Below are 20057 nucleotides of genomic sequence, written 5' to 3'. Positions count from 1 at the left end.
ACGTTTTAATATATTGGCTATTGCATTAGAACGATGAAAGAACTTGTGATCGATCTGGAGGCGGAGAAGAAAGAGATTCTCAAGCGTTATCGCGCATTGCTCAGGGCATGTAAGCCTACTTTGCAAAAAGGCGATAAACGTATGATACGCCTTGCTTTTAACATGGCTCTTGAAAGTCATCAGGATATGCGCCGTAAATCTGGCGAGCCTTACATTTATCATCCCATCGCCGTTGCACAGATCGCTGCTGAAGAGATCGGCCTGGGAACCACGTCTATCGTTTGCGCCCTTCTACATGACGTTGTTGAAGATACCGACATCACTCTGGAAGACATCGAAAGGGAGTTTGGAAAGAAAGTAGCCAAAATTATTGACGGCCTTACGAAGATCTCCGGCGTATTCGATTACAATAGTTCCCTGCAAGCCGAGAATTTCAGAAAAATGCTGCTAACGCTGGCTGATGATGTGCGGGTGATCCTTATCAAACTTGCTGACAGGCTCCATAATATGCGTACCATGGATTTTATGCCGCGCGATAAGCAGCTGAAAATCTCATCGGAAACCGTTTACTTGTACGCACCGCTCGCGCACCGGCTCGGACTCTATACACTGAAATCGGAACTGGAAGACCTTTCCATGAAGTATATGGAACCGGTTACTTACAAGTTCATCGCACAGCAGCTCAATGAAAAAAGAACAGAGCGCGAAAACTTTGTCCGTGATTTTATTGCTCCTATCAGTGAAATTCTTAACGAACAGGGACTCCAGGCTGATGTTTATGGAAGGCCAAAATCCATTCACTCGATATGGACAAAGATGCGGAAGAAGAATATTCCCTTTGATGAAGTATATGATCTTTTTGCTATCCGTATCATCCTGAACAGCAAGCCTGATAATGAAAAGTCAGACTGCTGGAAAGCCTACTCGATTGTAACTGATCTTTACCACCCGAACCCTGACCGCTTAAGAGACTGGATTTCCTCGCCGCGGGCAAACGGTTATGAATCGTTGCACACCACAGTCATGGGACCCAGGGGCCAATGGGTCGAGGTTCAGATCCGTACCACCCGGATGAACGAAATTGCTGAAAAGGGCTTTGCTGCACACTGGAAATATAAAGAGCCTTCCGCCGATAGCGGCGGCGACAGTGGGCTTGATCAATGGATCCATAAGGTCAGGGAAATGCTGAACAATCCCGAATCGAACGCCCTTGACTTCCTGGATGATTTCAAGATGAACTTATTCTCGGACGAGATCTTTATTTTTACACCGAAGGGCGCCCTTATCCAGCTACCGGTAAATGCAACTGCACTCGACTTCGCTTTCGAAATACATACCGATATTGGCGCCAATTGTATAGGTGCTAAAGTCAACCATAAATTGGTACCTCTTTCTTATAAACTTCAAAATGGCGACCAGGTCGAAGTTATCACCTCCAGTAAACAATCGCCGAAAGAAGACTGGCTAAGTTTCGTAGTCACTGCGAAAGCCAAATCAAAGATTAAGTCATCCTTAAAAGAGGAAAAGCGAAAGATCGCAGAGCAAGGAAAGGAGATACTTGAACGAAAGCTAAAGTCGCTCAAAGTCACTTATAACACAGATAATCTTTATAAACTAACTTATTACTTTAAACTACCTTCCACTCTTGATCTTTTCTTTAATGTAGCAAAGGGCCTGATCGATGTTAAACAGCTCAAAGAGTTTGTCGCTTCGGAAAAGATAGTAGAAAACAAACCTGAAAGGCCTGAAAACCTGACACCGGATCAATTTACCAAAAAAGTTAAGAGCGACAATGATACCCTGCTTATTGGAGAAGACCTCCAAAAACTGGATTACAAGCTTTCTGCCTGCTGTAACCCGATACCCGGGGATGACGTATTTGGCTTTGTGACCGTGGGAGATGGAATAAAGATCCATCGCACCAACTGCCCGAATGCGGCAAAACTAATGTCGAACTACGGGTACAGAATTGTTAAAGCCCGGTGGAACTCACAAAAAGAACTGGCATTCCTTACAGGCCTAAGGATTATCGGGATCGACGATGTAGGGCTGATCAGTAATATCACCAGCATTATTTCCGGAGATTTTAAAGTCAATATGCGTTCTATAACTGTAGATACGAACGAGGGCATGTTCGATGGTTCTATAATGGTTTACGTCAATAATACAGAACACCTGAACGATATGATCGCTAAACTTAAAACCGTTCCGGGGGTCACTTCTGTTACCCGGTTTGATTCACAATCGGAGGATCTGGTCAAAGCTTCCTGAATTAAATAAGGATATTCATAATTTTTTGGATAAATTTGCGGGTCATTTAATCACACTATGGCCGGACAAGATACTATTGCACTGGTAATTAAAATTTTTGAAGCTTATCTGGAAAATAAAAGTCTCAGGAAAACACCTGAGCGCTACGCCATTCTGGAGGAGATCTATTCACGAAATGATCATTTCGATGTGGAATCCCTTTATATCCACATGAAAAATAAAAAATACCGTGTTAGCCGGGCCACGGTTTATAATACGCTTGAACTGCTCGTGGCCTGCGACCTGGTTACTAAACACCAGTTTGGCAAGAATATGGCGCAGTTCGAGAAATCATACGGCTATAAACAGCATGATCATATTATCTGCATTGACTGCGGAAAGGTTGTAGAATTTTGTGATCCCCGGATACAGCAAATTCAAAGTATGATGGGTGAGATATTAAAGTTTGATATAAAACACCACTCCTTAAATCTCTATGGCAATTGCGACCGGCTCAAAGCAGGTCATTGCGAATCATATTCCAATAAAAATTAATCTTCATACCATACCCATACTCCCTTAATTTAACTAATGACAATCGATGTATTACTAGGCCTCCAATGGGGCGACGAAGGAAAAGGAAAAATTGTTGATGTTTTATGTCCGCAATATGATTTGATCGCACGTTTCCAGGGCGGCCCGAATGCAGGGCACACACTTGAGTTCAACAATCAAAAATATGTGCTGAACACCATTCCTTCAGGTATATTTAATGATAATGCGATGAACCTGATCGGGAACGGCGTTGTTATTGATCCGATTATTTTAAAAAGGGAGCTCGATAACTTAAAGAAAAACGGATTTGATCCGGTGGCACAAAAGAAGCTTGTAATAGCCAGAAAGGCACATCTGATCCTGCCTACACATCAGCTACTTGACGCGGCTTCCGAAACCAATATGGGAGCCGACAAGATCGGTTCGACCCTTAAGGGAATCGGCCCAACCTACATGGACAAGACCGGACGTAATGGCCTTCGTGTGGGCGACACTATGCTCACAGATTTTCGTGACCGTTACAATAAGCTTGTGAACAAGCATCGTTCAATACTTTCCCATTACGGAGAGATCCCTGATTTCTCTGAAAAAGAAGCGGCTTTCTTTGAAGCAATCGAATTGTTAAAAAGCATCCCGCAGGTTGACAGCGAGCATTTTGTTAATCAGTATCTTAAGGAAGGCAAAAAGGTTCTCGCTGAGGGGGCCCAGGGAACTATGCTGGATATCGACTTTGGTTCATATCCGTTCGTGACCTCGTCAAACACCACTTCTGCCGGCGCATGCACCGGACTTGGCGTAGCTCCTAAAAATATTGGAAATGTAATTGGGATATTCAAGGCCTATTGTACACGTGTAGGAAGCGGTCCTTTTCCAACCGAGCTTGAAAACGAAACAGGCGAACAATTACGCCAGGTAGGCCGGGAGTTCGGCGCAACAACCGGTCGCCCGCGCCGTTGCGGATGGATTGACCTGCCTGCTATGAAGTATGCGATCATGCTCAATGGTGTTACCGAACTGGTAATGACCAAAGCCGATGTCCTAAGCGGGTTTGACACCATCTATGCCTGCACCAGCTATAAGTACAACGGCGACATCATTGACTATATGCCATACGATATCCATGCCGTAACAGCAGAACCGATACTCGAAGCCATCCCGGGCTGGGCGGAAGATTTGACCGGAATAAGAAAAGTGAGCGAAATACCTGCGAAGCTGAGTTCCTACATAACGTTTTTGGAAAAACACTTAGAAGTACCGGTAAAGTATCTCTCAGTAGGGCCTGACCGTGAGCAAACGCTTATTCTTAGCTGAAACGGAGTATGATTATCTAGATCAAAGTGCCTGCTTCAAAAGTTTTTGTCGCTCCCGAACCGGATACTTTCAAATTAAAAGCCCTGCAATGGGCCAATACTTTTGACGATGCCTGCTATTTTGATTCAAACAAATATGCAGATCCCTATACCGCCTTTGATACATTTATCGCAGCGGGGGCAGTCCGAAAATTAAGTTCGGCCGGGGCCGGATCATTTGAAAAGCTCGATCGCTTTTTATATGAAACAGACACCCTGATCCCAGGCTACCTGGCTTATGACCTAAAAAATGAACTTGAGGATCTGAGCTCGGGAAACAGCGATCATCTTGGCTTCCCTGATCTCTGCTTTTTTATTCCGCGCCACACAGTCCTTATAAAGGGGACCGAGGTTGAGATCAGCAGCAGCGATCCGTTAAGTACGTGGCATGCTATAAATAGGTTGAACGTTGCCGATAGAAGCAATAAGCCCGTTACGGGCATACAATCGCGTTTTACCAGGTCCGAATACGTCGAGGCTGTCAATGACATCAAGCGTCATATACAGCGCGGGGATATCTATGAAATCAATTTCTGTCAGGAGTTCTACGCCGAAAATGCTGAAATAAACCCCCTGGATACCTTTATCAGGTTAAATAAAATTTCGCCGACTCCATTTTCCGGTTATATGAAAACCGGCAACCGGTTTATCATGTCTGCTACGCCGGAACGTTTTTTAAGCCGGCGGGGGCAAAAGCTGATCTCCCAGCCAATAAAGGGAACATCTGCCAGGGATCCCGACAAGAGAAAGGACGATAATCAGAAAAGGAATCTTCAAACCGATGAAAAAGAACTGGCAGAAAATGTGATGATCGTGGATATTGTAAGGAACGATCTGACAAAGAGTGCTAAGCCAGGCTCTGTGAAAGTGGAAGAGCTGTTCGGCATTTACAGCTTTACTCAGGTTCACCAGTTAATATCAACGGTAACATGCGAAAAAGCTGAAGGTTTATCCAATGCTGAAATCATCGCCAATACCTTTCCCATGGGATCAATGACCGGCGCCCCAAAAGTACGCGCGATGGACCTGGCTGAGCAATATGAAAGAACAAAAAGGGGAGTATATTCAGGTGCCATGGGTTACTTCGCCCCGAACGGCGATTTCGACTTCAATGTTGTGATCCGTACCTTACTGTATAACCAGGAGAACAACTACCTTTCCTTCCAGACCGGAAGCGCCATTACTCTCGATTCTGATCCGGAACACGAGTATAACGAGTGTGTACTTAAGGCTAAAGCCATCCTGGAAGTGCTGAAACAAAAAAACCCGGATTGACCGGGCTTTTACTTAGTTCTTAGTTAGCAGCTGTTCGGCCGCCTTTATAAAACTGTCTCGCTTCAGGAAGCAGATTTTGAATAGCGGCAATCCGGGTTGCATCACTTGGGTGAGAACTAAGGAATTCGGGAGGTGCACCGTTGCCTTCCTTCGCAGCTGCCATTCGCTGCCAGAACGCCACGGCATTATCTGGATTATAACCTGCCATCGCCATAAATATCAATCCCAACCGGTCTGCTTCGCTTTCCTGGTTACGTGAATATTTTAAAAGTGCGAGCTGTCCGCCAAGACCATACAATTGTCCGACTATCTGCTGTGTACCTTCGGACCTGCCCCCTACCGCTGCTCCGACGATAGCACCGCCACCCTGCGCCAGGGTCATTTGAGAGTATCGCTCTGCGGCATGCTGAGCGATAGCGTGAGCAATCTCATGACCCATCACCGTAGCCAAACCTGCATCATTCTGAGTAACCGGCAGAATACCGGCATATACCGCAACTTTACCACCGGGCATGCACCATGCATTAATTTCTTTACTGTCCACTAAAGTGAACTGATAATTATAATTGTATTTATCTCCATAGCCATTAGCCTGCATGTAGCGGTTGATCGCACTGGCTAGTTTATTACCCACTGTTCTTACCCTTTGTGCGTCTGTACCGCTGGATATTACTCTTGTGGATGGGTCAGAAAGAAATTGCTGATATGCTTGATTGGCTTGTTCCCGGAGAACAGCATCGTCTACCAGGCTTAGCTGGCTTCGTCCCGTGAGGGGAACTTGTGAACATGATAATAACGCTGTGCTAATAGCGACAACGCTAAATAATTGTAATCTTTTCATAATTCTGTTTTAAATAAGCTTGGTTAATTTTATTTCCTTTTAAACAGATTTACTTTGGATTCCCTACCTTTGATCAGACGTTCAATGTTTTTTTGATGTGTTACCAGAATGAGTACGCAAATGCTCATCCCATATAATAATACTGAGCGTATTGGAGACTGGAATATAAATATGATACTTAGCGGAAAACTGAATCCGGCAAGGATCGAACTAAGTGATACATATTTGGTTATCAACAATACAATAACAAAGGTAAGAACGCAAAGCATCGCTGCCTGCGGCTGTACTGCTAATATCATTCCAAATAATGTAGCAATACCCTTTCCTCCTCTGAAACCTGCAAATACGGGAAATAAGTGTCCCATTACAGCCGTGATACCCAAGGCCAGTTGATAGTTTACGAACTGAACCGAATTTTGCGGTCCCGTAACCGAAAGGCCAATAAGATATGCAAGATTTGTGGCAGTATACCCCTTAAAAATATCCAGCAGCATGACTGCTATTCCTGCTTTTTTGCCAAGTACCCGGAAGGTATTCGTGGCACCAGCATTGCCGCTGCCATATTCCCGCACATCAATCCCATAAAAGGCCTGACCGATCCATACTGCCGTAGGTATTGAGCCAAATAAGTAGGCAAGTATAAGAGCTGAGACCGAGTATATAGATATCATTCAGGTACAATTATACTAATTCAAAAAGGTGTATAGGATAAGATTTATCAATTTAATTGCTCTCAACAGCCTTTAAACTCATATCTAGGCTTTTAACGGAGTGGGTTAATGCACCCATCGACACGTAATCAACTCCACATTGTGCATATTCCAGGACATTGTCCTCCGTTATGCCACCAGAAGCCTCCGTAATAAACCGTTTGTTTATCACAGCAACGGCTTCCTTTAATTGATCAAAAGCAAAATTGTCAAGCAGAATGCGGTCAACACCACTGCTGTTTATAACTTCATTCAATTCGCTGATATTCCGTACTTCTATTTCTATTGGAATGTTTAAGCCGTTAGCATGAATATACGATTTTGCGGCTTCGATAGCCTTGGCTGTCCCGCCGGCATAATCGACATGGTTGTCCTTGATGAGGATCATATCATATAAACCAAACCTGTGATTCACCCCACCTCCTATTTTCACAGCCAACTTCTCCAGGTATCTGAGACCTGGTGTAGTTTTTCGCGTATCGAGCACTTTCGTATCAGTTCCTTCAAGAAGCTTAACGACCCGGTGGGTTGTTGTAGCTACGCCGCTCATACGCTGCATAACATTTAATACCAGGCGCTCGGCTGCTAAAATTGAATGTACACTCCCTTTTACAAAAAAAGCAATGTCTCCCGGCTGTACCTCGGCACCATCAGAAATGTGAACTTCAACCTTCAGGGCCGAGTCAACAGCCTTAAATATCTCAAGCGCTACAGACACGCCGGCCAGTATGCCGTGGTCTTTAACCAGTAGTTTTGCTTCTCCCTGCTGGCCCGCGGGAATGGTTGAAAGTGACGTATGATCCCCGTCGCCGATGTCTTCTATTAGGGCCTGTCGGATAAATGTTTTAAGGTGAGTAATGTCTGAATCCATTCTAATTGGTTGAGTACAAAAATAGAAATACTTATCGCAATTGTTATTCTTTATCGTACTCTATTCGTATTTCTTTAATAAGAAATCTCTCCCCATTACTGCTCAATGACGTATAAACGCGAAACTTATCTTTGGCAGTTACCATCGATAAGACAGCTAATTTATAGTTTGGATTGGATGTTAAACGATGGATAACTTTCGCAGAAACCGGCCTGTTCTTGAAAAAAAAACCTCTCAATATCTGTTCGGCCTGTGCTTTAGAATACAGGTTTTCCTCCGAAAGGATGTTAAGTTCAACGGTCGATGAGAAATATCCCGAGACTTTCTGAGCATCTCCTGAGCTAAAGTACCTGGCAAGCGAATCTATATCCGTTGCCTGTTTTGTTTTTGCGGCGGTCAGTATAGTCAGAAATACAATTAAAACAGGTAAAAGTCTTGTTTCCATATCTAAATAAAATTGCGCTAAAAGCATGCCATGATGTAATTAGGTCTGGAATTTTGCTGCAGCAAATGTATATTTGCGTGTGGAAAATAAAAAAGCGGTACTCCTTATATTAGATGGCTGGGGATATGGAAAGCACGATAGTTCTGATGCAGTCAGCATTGCTGAAACCCCATTTTTTGACAATTTATTAAAAACATACCCCAACTCAAAGCTTGAAGCATCCGGGGAGGCCGTAGGCCTGCCTGCCGGTCAAATGGGAAACTCTGAGGTAGGACACATGAACCTGGGAGCCGGCAGAATTGTTTATCAGGATCTCGGGCGGATTAATAAAGCAGTACGGGAAAATGAACTGGTAAATCATCCTGTTTTAAAAGCAGCTTTCGACTACGCTAAAGCGTCTGGCAAAAACCTTCATTTTATTGGTTTACTTTCCAATGGCGGGGTGCACTCCCACATCGGCCACCTTAAAGCCCTCTGCAGCGCAGCTAAGGAAAACAATGTTAAAAATGTATTTATTCATCCTTTCATGGATGGCAGGGATACTGATCCCAACTCCGGACTTCCTTTCATTCTCGAGCTCGAAGACCATCTTCAGAAGTCCGGGGGTGTTATAGCATCTGCAATCGGACGGTATTATGCGATGGACCGCGATAACCGTTGGGAAAGAATAAAACTGGCCTACGATCTTCTCGTAAAAGGTGAAGGAACGCCTACACATGATATTTCTGAAAGCATCCAGCAATCGTACGACAACGGTGTCACAGATGAATTCATCGAACCAATAGTGAAGATAGATAACGATGGTGTGCCTGTCGGTAAAATTGAGACCGGCGATGTGGTTATCTGCTTTAATTTCCGCACAGACAGGGGAAGAGAAATTACAGCAGCGTTGACTCAGAGGGAGTTTCCGGAATACAATATGTCTCCTCTTCCGCTGCACTTTATTACCCTGACATCCTATGACGACACGTTCCAAAATGTAAATGTTGTTTTTACAAAGGATGATTTGAGTAATACACTCGGGGAGGTGCTTGAAAGTTTTGGCAAAAAGCAGGTTCGTATTGCTGAAACTGAAAAATACCCCCACGTAACCTTTTTCTTCTCGGGGGGAAGGGAAAAAGCGTTTGAGCAGGAGAAACGGATCTTGATCCAATCACCTAAAGTAGCTACTTATGATCTTCAGCCCGAAATGAGTGCTGCTGAAATCACCACGGCGATCTGCGAGGAGCTTAAGACAGGCTGGCCGGATTTTGTGTGCCTGAACTTTGCCAACCCTGACATGGTTGGGCATACCGGTGTGTTCAGCGCCGTTGTCAAGGCTGTAGAGACAGTAGATCAGTGCCTTCAGAATGTTGTAGAGTGTGGTATAAAAAACGGCTACTCCTTTATTATTCTGGCAGATCATGGCAATGCCGATTTTATGATCAATGAGGATGGATCTCCGAACACAGCGCATACAACCAACCTGGTGCCCTGTATATTGATTGATAAAGACTATCACCATATCGCCGACGGAAAACTTGGTGATGTTGCTCCAAGTATCCTCGCATTAATGAACATTCCTGCACCGGAGGTTATGACGGGTACCGTACTCGTATCATAATGCTAAGCAAGTCCACCTTAGTTGCACTTCTTCTTTTTGCGTCTTGCCAGGCGCCGGGAACGAAGCAGGCAAAGAAATATATGGACTTAAAGGGCTTTTTTGAAAAAGAATCAGCACGGCTATCACAGACGGGCGTCAGGGTTGCGAAAACCGTAAGCAGAAACGGATTGTCTGAAAACAAAGACAACGTTTTGCCAAACTGGGAAACTGAATTGAGTCTTTTTACCGAATCAGATATCAATAAGGCTGCCTGGAGAGACAGCTACAAGATAGTCCAGGATAGCACAATGACCACGTACATAGCTCTTGACAGTAAACTGCGCACCCGCTCGATCGAGATCAGAAAAAATCAGCAGGGTAACCTGCAGGGTATAACTATCGTTAATCATACAGCAAACGCCCTTTACAGTTCAGCCGAAGAACTGATTTATATTCCCGACTCCATTTATCGCATTGCAAAAAAACAAGACGTGATCCTCCTGGGAAATAATAACTATGAGATTTCCGGTATTTTTAAATAGCGATCCAATAATCAGATTCTTCCGGCGTTAATACTCTCATCAGTATTATGCGTTTCATTTTAACTATTCCCGCGCTGGCGTTATTATCGTGCATGGCGCTAAAGAACGACCCGGATAAGCCCGCGTCGTCAAATAATTTTCAGAACGAATTCCTGAACAGGGTTAACAAACTTCGTACATCCGGATGCAAATGCGGCCGTACATACATGCCGCCTGTGGAGCCTGTGACATGGAATAATGCTTTGGAAAACTCGGCCTTTAATCACGCCCGTGACATGTACAGACGACGATATTTTGCACACACGAGCTTATCGGGCAAAAGCATAAAGAACAGGATAGAGGAAGCGGGCTACACCCTCTCGGGCTTACGCAGTTATGCTTACGGCGAAAATATCGCTGCAGGCCAAAAATCTATCGACCAGGTAATGAACAGTTGGATCAGGAGTGAGGGGCATTGTAAGAATATCATGAACAAAAACTTCAGGGAAATTGGCGTTGCTGAGGTAAATCTGTACTGGGTCCAGGACTTTGGGGCGAGGAACTGAGGTTTGACGCGGAGATGGGAGGTCGGAAATGTAGGAGCGGCTCTGACGAGATCCCCGACTAAATCGGGGGAGAGTCTCTCCGCTTATATAATGACACGGTTAATTGAGCACTACCACGGCTCTTCCCCGACTTGATCGGGGATCTCCTCCGGAATAGGATACACGACCTTGTTCGCCAAGTATCTCCACCCCGGCCAAATCAGACCTCAGTCCTCAGACAATGTCAGTCAGTTCAGCCTCCTTCGTCCTCGGCCTGACAAATATATAATAAAAAGCAAGCGCCGCCAGTCCTGTCAAAAAGAACACTATGGCATAGGGCCTCAGGGTATCATCAAAAAAGAATTCTCCAATCATCCAAACTGTGTTCGCAAGTATCCATGAGCAAACTGCCAGGTTATGATAAAGCTCGGACAGAACCTTCCTGAAACGGTAAGTTATATAAAACGCCAGGAATAAGGTCGGAAAGATCATGACGATCCCTGCAGTTTTCAGGTCCATAACCCAGCAGGTATCTTTCAGCAACCAGCAGACAATGTGAAGATTTTCAAGTTTGCGTATGGATCGTAACACGGCTCTGTTTTGAAAGTCCGGATCAAAAGAAAAACCCCGCTTATTGCAGGGCTCCTATTATGTTATATGAAAAATCTCAATTTAAATTCTTCAGGTAGCTCTTAGCGTCTTCAAGCTGAGTGGTAATATCCTTGCGCCCCGGTGTAAGGCTTAAAACCTTCTCAAAGTCACCTATACACGACCGGAATGCATTAACAGCCTTCGCCTTGTCGTAGAAGCCTGGTATTTTCTGCCCCTTCAATACACCGTAGTCCCGGTAGGCTACTGCCCTGTTCTGATACAGTTTAACATCTTCGGCATTCAAGTCTATCGCCTTGGAGAAATCCCTTATTGATGACAGAAGCAATTTCTCGCGGTCCGGATTAGACATACCTTTGGTATCGTTCGCCATAATATTCCGGGCTTTGCCACGATAATAATAAGCACTGTTTTCGCTCGGTTTCAACGAGATCACCCGGTTAAAAGTGGCCACTGCCTTGTTGTAATTCCCTGAATGATAATATGAATACCCAAGCATATACAGGGTATTGACATCATTGGTGTCGGCTGCAAGTGCCTTTTCCAGGCTGCTTACTGCCGATTTAAAATCTCCGTTGATGAGTGCCCGCTCCCCCATTTTATGGTACGGACTCTGGGCGAATACTGTAGTGGTAAATAACGTTAGGAAAATGAATAGTGGCGTTGATCTCATGTAGGTTATAAAGAAAATTTGTCTCGATCAATTAACGGGTGCGAGATGTATTTATTTTTAAATGTACTACTTTTAGTAAATACAAGAAAAAAAATCGCTTATTTAAATAGATTTTGGTGTTTTTGAAAGCACTGACGAAACTATCGGCATGTACCCATATCAGCAGTTTTGTCGGTTTCTCAACTGCAAATCTGACTAATTTAATATAAAGGAAGAATTGGCACATACCTTGCACTTTTAGCTTTCAACCCTTTCAAAGGGCGATTAGGACAAATTACTGTCATTATGACGTTTTTCAGATATAGATGAGCAACTACGACAATTTCGATTTTAACAGAACCCTACCATTAATAAACGAAGATACTGAGTTTTTCCCCCTAATGTCCCAGGAGGACGAAGAGGAGATGAACAATGAAGATACACCGGACGTATTATCTATCCTGCCATTGCGGAATACTGTATTATTCCCCGGGGTAGTAATTCCTATCACCGTAGGCAGGGATAAATCAATAAAACTTATTAAAGATGCTTACCGCGGAGATCGCATCATCGGCGTTGTATCACAACGCGATGTTGGCGTTGAGGATCCGGCTTTTGATCAGCTGAATGAGGTGGGAACCGTAGCACTTATCATCAAGATGCTGCAAATGCCTGACGGCAACACGACGGTGATCATTCAGGGGAAGCAGCGTTTCCGTTTAAAGGAAGAGGTTCAAAGCGATCCTTATATAAAAGCATCGATTCAGAAATTCGAGGAACTCAGGCCCAAAGCTGATAAGGAGTTCAAAGCGCTGATGGCTTCTATTAAAGAACTGGCTATGCAAATTATCCAGCTCTCTCCTAATATTCCAAGCGAAGCGGGCATAGCGATCAAGAACATTGAAAGTGCTTCATTCCTGATCAACTTTATATCCTCGAATATGAATGCGGACGTTGCAGTTAAACAGCAGATGCTTGAAGTTGCCAATCTTCGCGAAAGGGCTAAGATGGTTCTCGAACATTTAACTGTCGAGCTGCAGATGCAGGAGCTGAAAAACCAGATCCAATCGAAGGTTAGAGTTGACCTTGACAAGCAACAGCGCGACTATTTTCTGAATCAGCAATTAAAAACCATCCAGGAAGAATTGGGAGGAAACTCTCCGGACCTTGAAATCGAAAACCTGAGATCAAGGGCTGCAAAGAAGAAATGGTCGAAAGAAACCGGCGATCACTTTGGCAAGGAAATAGAAAAACTTGCCCGGATGAATCCTGCAGCTGCCGATTATTCTATACAAATAAACTACCTGGAGCTTTTGCTCGACTTGCCCTGGAATGACTTTACCAAAGACAATTTTGATCTTAAGAGAGCCGAGAAGGTACTTGAAAAAGATCACTATGGACTTGAAAAAGTCAAGCAACGGATCATCGAATATCTTGCCGTGCTTAAATTGAAGCATAACATGAAAGCGCCGATCCTTTGCCTGGTTGGCCCCCCGGGAGTAGGAAAAACTTCCCTTGGTAAATCAATTGCCAAAGCGCTGGGAAGAAAATATGTACGGATGGCGCTTGGGGGTATCCGGGATGAAGCGGAAATAAGAGGTCACCGGAAGACATATATTGGCGCAATGCCAGGGCGTATTATCCAGTCTGTAAAAAAGGCAGGCACTTCGAACCCGGTATTTGTCCTCGATGAGATCGATAAAGTGGGGAACGACTTTAGAGGCGACCCTTCGTCAGCCTTACTGGAGGTATTGGACCCGGAACAGAACAATGCGTTCTATGATCATTATGTTGAGGTTGATTACGATCTTTCGAATGTTATGTTCATCGCGACAGCCAATTCATTGAGCAGTATTCAACCGGCTCTTCTGGACCGTATGGAGATCATTGAGGTTAACGGATATACTATCGAAGAGAAAATCGAGATCACCAAACAGCATTTACTTCCAAAACAACGTGAGCAGCACGGACTAAAAACCACGAACATTTCGCTTAAATCGCCTGTCATCGAGAAAGTGATCGAAGACTATACCCGCGAATCAGGGGTACGCGGACTTGAGAAAAAGGTTGGTTCACTGGTAAGGGGTATTGCAACGAAAATTGCAATGGAGGTAGAATATAGTTCTGCGATCAGCAAAGCTGATGTTGAAAAAATACTAGGCCCGCCGCTATTCGATAAAGACCTTTATGAAAACAATGACGTTGCGGGTGTCGTTACCGGTCTTGCCTGGACCCAGGTAGGCGGAGATATTTTATTTATAGAGGCCAGCCTCAGCCCTGGAAAAGGCAAATTATCTCTTACCGGAAACCTTGGCGATGTAATGAAGGAGTCGGCTACAATTGCGATGGCCTATCTCCGTGCTCATGCATCGAAATTTGATATTGACCACCGTCTGTTCGATCAGTGGGATGTACATGTTCACGTTCCTGCCGGCGCTACACCTAAAGATGGTCCCTCGGCAGGTATCACTATGCTAACCGCATTGACCTCAGCATTTACCCAACGCCGGGTTAAATCACACCTGGCGATGACCGGCGAGATCACCTTGCGCGGTAAGGTGTTACCCGTGGGCGGAATCAAGGAGAAGATTCTTGCGGCAAAACGTGCCAACATCAAAGACATTATCCTTTGTAAATCAAATCAAAAGGACATCCTGGAAATCAAGGAAGACTACATTAAGGACCTCAATTTCCATTATGTAACGGAGATGAAGGAAGTTATAGAACTGGCGTTAATCAAGGAAAAGGTGAAAGACGCACTTGACCTGACGGTGAAGGAACCAGTCTCCCCCGCTTTGAACTAATAGAATAAGGAACAAGGAACAAAGAGTAAAGATATCCACAAGGCGCCTCTAATCCTTGCTCTTTGTTCCATACTCTTTGCTGCTATTTCTTTTACTATTTTCGCTTCATGAAATTTCTCTATGTGTTTTTAGCTGCTATTCTTTTTAGCGGAATATATGCAATAGCACAACCGCCTTCCTTTAAAAACGAATTCGGTTTCAGAAGCGAAAATGATTCATACCTCGCGTATGGCCAGGACAGATATTATACAAACGGCCTTTTCATCTATTTCAGGAGAGCTACCGATCAGGGCAGGCTTGATAAAAAACTCAACAAGATCATTTGGGAAGCCGAAGCCGGGCAGAAAATGTACAATGCTCAATCAGGAAATGTCCCTGACATAAGCTTCGTCGATCGGCCATTTGCGGGCTACCTCTATCTCGGCGGGAATGTTAATTTTCTATTCTATTCTGAAAACTCTTTAAAGGTAAGCTTGCAGGCGGGTACTATCGGCCCTGCAGCAAAAGGCAAGGAAGCACAGGAATTACTGCATGACATTGTAGGATTCTATGAGATCAATGGCTGGCAATGGCAGGTAAATAATGAAGCGGCATTAAACGCCTCGGCAAATTACAAGTATTTCCTGTTCCGAAATAAGACCGGCAAGCTGGATCTCGGCATTGAATCTTATGTAAATATTGGGAATACCTTTTCCGGTGCGGGTGCAGGACTTATGTTCCGTACGGGCAGTCTTAATCAGCTCTTTCATTCGGCAAGTACAGAAAGCACTGTTTCTCATAACTCAAGGTCAAAAGATCTTGTGGACAAGGAATTTTTCTTTTATGCTAAACCTATGCTACATTATATAGCTTACGATGCAACAATCGAAGGCGGATTATTCAGGGAGGATAAAGGGCCGGTAGTATTCGGCGTGAAGCCGATGGTCTTCAGTCAGCAGGCGGGAGTCATTTACTCTAAAAACCGCTGGACAGCCGACTTCTCCCTTATCTTTAAATCCAGAGAAGTAAAAAGCATGGCCAGGCCACATCAATATGGCTCGGCATCTTTAAACTATCGGTTTAACTAGATGGGCTGTGAGCGATGAGCTGTGGGCAATATTTCGCAAAAACTAACTGCTCATAGCTCAAAGCTCATAGCCAGAACTTCATTTCATGGTAAACATGCCACTGCTTAGTCCCAAAGATCTTTCTTCCGGTTGATCTTCCTGAGCGCTGTCGCACGCTTATGTTTCAGCCTTTTTTCAATTACGGCTTTACCTGGTCTGGTTGCTTTTCGCGTCTTTGGCTGATGAAGAGCCGCTCTGAGAAGTACGATAAGCTTTTCGATACCCCGTTCCTTATTGACTAACTGGCTTCTGTCTTCTTCGGTAATGATCTGCAAAATGCCGTTAGAATTGATCTTGTTAGATAGTTTGAATAATAAAAGGGCTTTTTGCTCTTCAGAGAATAAAGCTGACGACCTGATATCTATATTCAGTTCAACCTTACTCGAAACTTTGTTGACGTTTTGTCCTCCCTTACCCCCGCTTCGCGATGTCTTGAAGGTTATTTCTTTCAGCAAGTCTTCTTTAGAAAAATTCATGGTCAAAAGTAGCAATAGAGAGAGAAACAAGAATCAAGAGCCAGAACAAATCAGGTAAGCTTGACCCCGAAGGTGGTCGTATGTTTATAGAAAAATCATTCTAACCGTTTCCCCGACCCCAACCCTTTTAACCGGAAACCAGTGGGACAGATCCGTCTCTTTGATAACACGATCAATCTTGATTCTGGCGCTTATCTCTCAATAAATAAATATTTCTTTCCAATCCAACCTAAACCCTAAATTTGTTGCCGATGAGCAAAAACATCGTTATCGCCATAGACGGCTATTCTTCATGCGGCAAAAGCACCATTGCAAAGGCTCTGGCCAAAAAACTTAATTTCATATATATAGATAGCGGCGCCATGTACAGGGCCGTTACCTTGTATTTCCTGAGAAACAATATCGATCTCAATGATCATGAGGCTATTGCTGATGCCCTTAAAGACATCCACCTGAACTTCCATTCCCGGGACTACAAAAGTCATATTACCCTGAATGATGAAGAGGTATCCGAGGAAATACGGCAAATGCCGGTTTCTGAACTTGTAAGTGAGGTGAGTGCCATTAAAGAGGTAAGGATAGAAATGGTCCGGCAACAGCAGCGGATGGGCAAGTCTAAAAATATAATCATGGATGGACGCGATATCGGAACTGTTGTTTTCCCGGGTGCCGATGTAAAGATCTTTATGACAGCCGACCCTAAAATACGTGCGGAACGAAGGTTCAGGGAACTTATGCTTAAAGGTGAAGACGTAACGATGGAGGAGGTTTTTGACAATATTGCCCACCGGGATTACCTCGACACCACGCGGGAAGAAAGTCCACTTGTACGAGCCGATGATGCTATCATACTCGACAATACAACCATCGATCAATCGCAACAGCTTGATTTCGCGCTGGCCCGGATACTTCCGTTAATAAAGAACGTTTAGGTCAGTCGGCTTCTTCGTCAGAATAGTTACTCCTGCGATCATCATATGATTCATTCATCTGCTCATCAAAAGGCTTCTGGTGCAATACGAATTTATTATCCTTGTCGGCCGCATTATCCCTTTTTCTTACTTCAACAATTCTGGGCGCATCCTTTGTAGCAGATGCATCCTCTTCGGGTTCAATGTTTTTTATCCTGCTGTCAGGTCTTTGCTCTTCTTTACTCATAGCCAATATATTAATAACATTATAACCGGGCTGCCCGGCGAATGTTTGATGCGGCTTTAGAATGATCTTATTATCAAGAAAATAAACAACGAAAATGTTTTTTAATAAAAATGAATTTTTCTACCTTTGCAGTCCGATTTAATATCGGAAAAAGGAGATAAATTAATTAATGGCCAAAAAACTAGAAGCCGAAAAGGAGTTAACAGCTAAACAAGCGGAACTTCAGGGCGAAGAAACCACTGCGGTTAAAGAAAAAGAAACTATTGAATCAGAAGCTGATTCAGTATCGATCGAAGAGATCAAATCAAAATCTATGATCACCCCTACAGGCGATTTCGACTGGGATGCGGATGACAAGGGTTTTGGTAATTACAGCGCTGAAGACCGTGAAAAGTTTGAGGCGATGTATGCTGGAACATTTAATTCGATCGAAAAAGGCGAGATCATCTCGGGCATTGTCGTATCGATTAACAACAAGGATGTGGTATTGAACATCGGATTTAAATCTGATGGCCTTGTATCACTATCTGAATTCCGTGATACACCGGACCTTAAGGTTGGTGACTCGGTTGATGTATTTGTAGAATCGCAGGAAGATGCTAACGGACAGTTGGTATTATCACGCAAGCGTGCAAAAACACAACGTTCATGGGAAACTATCAATGAAGCATTAGATCAGGACAAGATCATTACTGGTTTTGTTAAGAGCCGTACTAAAGGTGGTCTTATTGTGGATATTATGGGTGTTGAAGCCTTCCTTCCGGGATCGCAGATCGACATCAAGCCTATCCGTGATTACGATATCTATGTAGGTAAAACAATGGAGTTCAAGGTTGTTAAGATCAATCATGAGTTCAAAAACGTTGTAGTATCTCACAAGGTGCTTATTGAAGACGATTTAGAAAATCAAAAAACTGAGATCGTTGCTAAGCTTGAAAAAGGTCAGGTACTTGAGGGTACTGTTAAAAACATCACTGATTTCGGTGTGTTCATCGACCTTGGCGGCGTAGACGGCCTGTTACACATAACTGATATTTCATGGGGCCGCATAGAGCATCCGCGTGAAGTATTAAACCTTGATCAGAAGATCAACGTGGTTGTTCTTGATTTTGATGACGAGAAAAAACGTATCGCATTAGGATTAAAACAATTAACTCCGCATCCTTGGGAAGCTTTAGATACTAACTTAGAAATAGGTTCTAAAGTTAAGGGTAGAATTGTTACTGTTGCTGATTATGGCGCATTCCTTGAGATTACTCCTGGAGTTGAAGGCCTGATCCACGTATCAGAAATGTCGTGGTCTCAAAACCTTCGCAATCCACAAGAGTTCCTGAAAGTTGGTGATGAGGTTGAAGCTCAGGTATTAACTCTTGATCGTGCTGAGCGCAAAATGAGCCTGGGTATCAAACAACTTACTCCTGATCCTTGGAAGAATATCGGCGATCGCTATCCTATCGGAAGCAAGCACAAAGCTGTTGTTAAGAACATGACTAACTTCGGTGTGTTTGTTGAGATTGAAGAAGGAATTGACGGATTGATCCACATTTCTGATCTTTCATGGTCTAAGAAAGTAAATCATCCTAACGAATTCACTAAAGTTGGTGAAGAATTAGATGTGGTTGTTCTGGAACTCGACGAAGCTAACCGCAAACTGAGCTTAGGTCACAAACAGCTTGAAGAAAACCCTTGGGAAACTTTCGAAACAGTATTCACACTGGATTCAATCCACGAAGGAACTGTATTAAAAGTAACTGACAAAGGTGCTATCGTAGCTTTACCTTACGGTGTAGAAGGATTCGCTCCTACTAAGCATATGGTTAAAGAAGATGGTTCTTCAGTTAAAGCTGAAGAGACCGCTGATTTCAGAATCATTGAATTCAATAAAGATTCTAAACGTATCGTAGTTTCTCACGCCCGCATCTGGGAAGAGGCAAAAGCTGAAGAACGTAAAGAAGAATTCAATGCTAAGAAGAAAGAAGCTAAGGCAACAACCAGCGCTGTTAAAAAAGTGAAAGAATCTGTTGAAAAATCAACTTTAGGTGATCTTGGTGTATTGGCACAATTGAAAGAAAAGATGGAAGGTGCAGAGAGCAAAGCCAAAAAAGCAAAGAAAACTGAAGATGATGCTGCCGAGGCAGCTAAATCTGAAGCTTCTGAAGAAGCTGAAGAATCAGCAGAATAAGCTTAGCTTTAATATTATAATTAAAAGCCTCCTGTAAACCGGGAGGCTTTTTTATTGGGCAGACAGGTATAACTTTCAACTTTCCACTGTCAACTTTCAACTTAATTCCCTACTTTTGGTCAAATT

19 protein-coding genes are annotated in these 20057 nt (G+C 43.7%); 11 read left to right on the top strand and 8 right to left on the bottom strand.

Annotated elements, in window-relative coordinates:
* The first annotated feature begins 33 nt into the window (after nucleotides 1–33).
* From P2W76_RS09410 to P2W76_RS09395, 4 genes are read left to right on the top strand one after another with little or no spacing between them, the layout of a single operon-like run.
* Nucleotides 34–2271 (top strand): bifunctional (p)ppGpp synthetase/guanosine-3',5'-bis(diphosphate) 3'-pyrophosphohydrolase, encoded by a 2238-nt coding sequence (locus P2W76_RS09410; protein WP_276347535.1) that lies wholly within the window; start codon nucleotides 34–36, stop codon nucleotides 2269–2271.
* Nucleotides 2272–2328: 57 nt separating this feature from the next.
* On the top strand, nucleotides 2329–2805 hold the full coding sequence (locus P2W76_RS09405; RefSeq protein WP_276347534.1) for a transcriptional repressor: 477 nt from the start codon (nucleotides 2329–2331) through the stop codon (nucleotides 2803–2805).
* A gap of 36 nt (nucleotides 2806–2841) precedes the next feature.
* Entirely contained in the window at nucleotides 2842–4116 is a 1275-nt protein-coding gene (locus P2W76_RS09400; RefSeq protein WP_276347532.1) for an adenylosuccinate synthase, read from the top strand.
* 26 nt (nucleotides 4117–4142) lie between these two features.
* A complete protein-coding gene (locus tag P2W76_RS09395) occupies nucleotides 4143–5429 on the top strand; it encodes an anthranilate synthase component I family protein (protein WP_276347530.1) in 1287 nt (428 codons plus the stop codon).
* Between the two features lie 19 nt (nucleotides 5430–5448).
* Here P2W76_RS09395 and P2W76_RS09390 read toward each other — a convergent pair whose 3' ends face one another.
* From P2W76_RS09390 to P2W76_RS09375, 4 genes are read right to left on the bottom strand one after another with little or no spacing between them, the layout of a single operon-like run.
* Nucleotides 5449–6270: a M48 family metallopeptidase gene (locus P2W76_RS09390; protein WP_276347529.1), complete on the bottom strand. Its 822-nt coding sequence runs from the start codon at nucleotides 6268–6270 to the stop codon at nucleotides 5449–5451.
* Nucleotides 6271–6299: 29 nt separating this feature from the next.
* Complete coding sequence (gene plsY / locus P2W76_RS09385) at nucleotides 6300–6941, bottom strand: glycerol-3-phosphate 1-O-acyltransferase PlsY (protein WP_276347527.1); 642 nt, start codon at nucleotides 6939–6941, stop codon at nucleotides 6300–6302.
* Between the two features lie 52 nt (nucleotides 6942–6993).
* Nucleotides 6994–7851 (bottom strand): carboxylating nicotinate-nucleotide diphosphorylase, encoded by an 858-nt coding sequence (gene nadC / locus P2W76_RS09380; RefSeq protein WP_276347525.1) that lies wholly within the window; start codon nucleotides 7849–7851, stop codon nucleotides 6994–6996.
* 43 nt (nucleotides 7852–7894) lie between these two features.
* Nucleotides 7895–8296 (bottom strand): DUF4783 domain-containing protein, encoded by a 402-nt coding sequence (locus tag P2W76_RS09375; RefSeq protein ID WP_276347523.1) that lies wholly within the window; start codon nucleotides 8294–8296, stop codon nucleotides 7895–7897.
* Between the two features lie 79 nt (nucleotides 8297–8375).
* Here P2W76_RS09375 and gpmI point away from each other — a divergent pair, with 79 nt between their 5' ends.
* The 3 genes from gpmI to P2W76_RS09360 are packed head-to-tail and all read left to right on the top strand — an operon-like array spanning nucleotide 8376 to nucleotide 10965.
* On the top strand, nucleotides 8376–9899 hold the full coding sequence (gene gpmI / locus P2W76_RS09370; protein WP_276347522.1) for a 2,3-bisphosphoglycerate-independent phosphoglycerate mutase: 1524 nt from the start codon (nucleotides 8376–8378) through the stop codon (nucleotides 9897–9899).
* Nucleotides 9899–10420, top strand: a complete 522-nt coding sequence (locus P2W76_RS09365; protein WP_276347520.1) for a hypothetical protein — start codon at nucleotides 9899–9901, stop codon at nucleotides 10418–10420. The genes gpmI and P2W76_RS09365 overlap by 1 nt, the downstream gene beginning before the upstream one ends.
* A 47-nt stretch (nucleotides 10421–10467) precedes the next feature.
* Nucleotides 10468–10965, top strand: a complete 498-nt coding sequence (locus P2W76_RS09360; RefSeq protein WP_276347519.1) for a CAP domain-containing protein — start codon at nucleotides 10468–10470, stop codon at nucleotides 10963–10965.
* Nucleotides 10966–11178: 213 nt separating this feature from the next.
* On the opposite strand, the gene P2W76_RS09355 is transcribed toward P2W76_RS09360, so the two are convergent.
* Both P2W76_RS09355 and P2W76_RS09350 read right to left on the bottom strand, forming a co-directional pair.
* Nucleotides 11179–11535, bottom strand: a complete 357-nt coding sequence (locus P2W76_RS09355) for a hypothetical protein (RefSeq protein ID WP_276347517.1) — start codon at nucleotides 11533–11535, stop codon at nucleotides 11179–11181.
* A 76-nt stretch (nucleotides 11536–11611) separates the two neighbouring features.
* A complete protein-coding gene (locus P2W76_RS09350) occupies nucleotides 11612–12226 on the bottom strand; it encodes a tetratricopeptide repeat protein (RefSeq protein ID WP_276347515.1) in 615 nt (204 codons plus the stop codon).
* A 305-nt stretch (nucleotides 12227–12531) separates the two neighbouring features.
* Here P2W76_RS09350 and lon point away from each other — a divergent pair, with 305 nt between their 5' ends.
* Together lon and P2W76_RS09340 are read left to right on the top strand one after the other, a co-directional pair.
* On the top strand, nucleotides 12532–15009 hold the full coding sequence (lon, locus tag P2W76_RS09345; RefSeq protein ID WP_276347513.1) for an endopeptidase La: 2478 nt from the start codon (nucleotides 12532–12534) through the stop codon (nucleotides 15007–15009).
* A gap of 107 nt (nucleotides 15010–15116) precedes the next feature.
* A complete protein-coding gene (locus tag P2W76_RS09340) occupies nucleotides 15117–16076 on the top strand; it encodes a lipid A deacylase LpxR family protein (protein ID WP_276347512.1) in 960 nt (319 codons plus the stop codon).
* Between the two features lie 104 nt (nucleotides 16077–16180).
* On the opposite strand, the gene arfB is transcribed toward P2W76_RS09340, so the two are convergent.
* Entirely contained in the window at nucleotides 16181–16591 is a 411-nt protein-coding gene (arfB, locus tag P2W76_RS09335; RefSeq protein ID WP_276347511.1) for an alternative ribosome rescue aminoacyl-tRNA hydrolase ArfB, read from the bottom strand.
* 251 nt (nucleotides 16592–16842) lie between these two features.
* Between arfB and cmk the strand changes: the two genes are divergently transcribed.
* Nucleotides 16843–17523: a (d)CMP kinase gene (cmk, locus tag P2W76_RS09330; protein ID WP_276347510.1), complete on the top strand. Its 681-nt coding sequence runs from the start codon at nucleotides 16843–16845 to the stop codon at nucleotides 17521–17523.
* 1 nt (nucleotide 17524) lies between these two features.
* Here the strand turns inward: cmk and P2W76_RS09325 are convergent, their stop codons facing one another.
* Nucleotides 17525–17749, bottom strand: a complete 225-nt coding sequence (locus P2W76_RS09325) for a hypothetical protein (RefSeq protein WP_276347508.1) — start codon at nucleotides 17747–17749, stop codon at nucleotides 17525–17527.
* Between the two features lie 169 nt (nucleotides 17750–17918).
* Between P2W76_RS09325 and rpsA the strand changes: the two genes are divergently transcribed.
* Nucleotides 17919–19931: a 30S ribosomal protein S1 gene (rpsA, locus tag P2W76_RS09320; RefSeq protein WP_276347507.1), complete on the top strand. Its 2013-nt coding sequence runs from the start codon at nucleotides 17919–17921 to the stop codon at nucleotides 19929–19931.
* The last annotated feature ends 126 nt before the right edge of the window (nucleotides 19932–20057 follow it).

The sequence above is a fragment of the Daejeonella sp. JGW-45 genome (genome assembly GCF_029360805.1).
Classification (GTDB): Bacteria; Bacteroidota; Bacteroidia; order Sphingobacteriales; family Sphingobacteriaceae; genus Daejeonella.
The sequence above is the reverse complement of the archived record's forward strand: the minus strand, read 5'-3'. Positions and strand labels throughout refer to the sequence as shown.

Bases quoted from the DNA above. Each gene is read 5' to 3' on its own strand.
- P2W76_RS09410 (WP_276347535.1), top strand. From the start codon at position 34: ATGAAAGAACTTGTGATCGATCTGGAGGCGGAGAAGAAAGAGATTCTC.
- P2W76_RS09405 (WP_276347534.1), top strand. From the start codon at position 2,329: ATGGCCGGACAAGATACTATTGCACTGGTAATTAAAATTTTTGAAGCT.
- P2W76_RS09400 (WP_276347532.1), top strand. From the start codon at position 2,842: ATGACAATCGATGTATTACTAGGCCTCCAATGGGGCGACGAAGGAAAA.
- P2W76_RS09390 (WP_276347529.1), bottom strand. From the start codon at position 6,270: ATGAAAAGATTACAATTATTTAGCGTTGTCGCTATTAGCACAGCGTTA.
- plsY (WP_276347527.1), bottom strand. From the start codon at position 6,941: ATGATATCTATATACTCGGTCTCAGCTCTTATACTTGCCTACTTATTT.
- nadC (WP_276347525.1), bottom strand. From the start codon at position 7,851: ATGGATTCAGACATTACTCACCTTAAAACATTTATCCGACAGGCCCTA.
- P2W76_RS09375 (WP_276347523.1), bottom strand. From the start codon at position 8,296: ATGGAAACAAGACTTTTACCTGTTTTAATTGTATTTCTGACTATACTG.
- P2W76_RS09365 (WP_276347520.1), top strand. From the start codon at position 9,899: ATGCTAAGCAAGTCCACCTTAGTTGCACTTCTTCTTTTTGCGTCTTGC.
- P2W76_RS09360 (WP_276347519.1), top strand. From the start codon at position 10,468: ATGCGTTTCATTTTAACTATTCCCGCGCTGGCGTTATTATCGTGCATG.
- P2W76_RS09350 (WP_276347515.1), bottom strand. From the start codon at position 12,226: ATGAGATCAACGCCACTATTCATTTTCCTAACGTTATTTACCACTACA.
- lon (WP_276347513.1), top strand. From the start codon at position 12,532: ATGAGCAACTACGACAATTTCGATTTTAACAGAACCCTACCATTAATA.
- P2W76_RS09340 (WP_276347512.1), top strand. From the start codon at position 15,117: ATGAAATTTCTCTATGTGTTTTTAGCTGCTATTCTTTTTAGCGGAATA.
- arfB (WP_276347511.1), bottom strand. From the start codon at position 16,591: ATGAATTTTTCTAAAGAAGACTTGCTGAAAGAAATAACCTTCAAGACA.
- cmk (WP_276347510.1), top strand. From the start codon at position 16,843: ATGAGCAAAAACATCGTTATCGCCATAGACGGCTATTCTTCATGCGGC.
- P2W76_RS09325 (WP_276347508.1), bottom strand. From the start codon at position 17,749: ATGAGTAAAGAAGAGCAAAGACCTGACAGCAGGATAAAAAACATTGAA.
- rpsA (WP_276347507.1), top strand. From the start codon at position 17,919: ATGGCCAAAAAACTAGAAGCCGAAAAGGAGTTAACAGCTAAACAAGCG.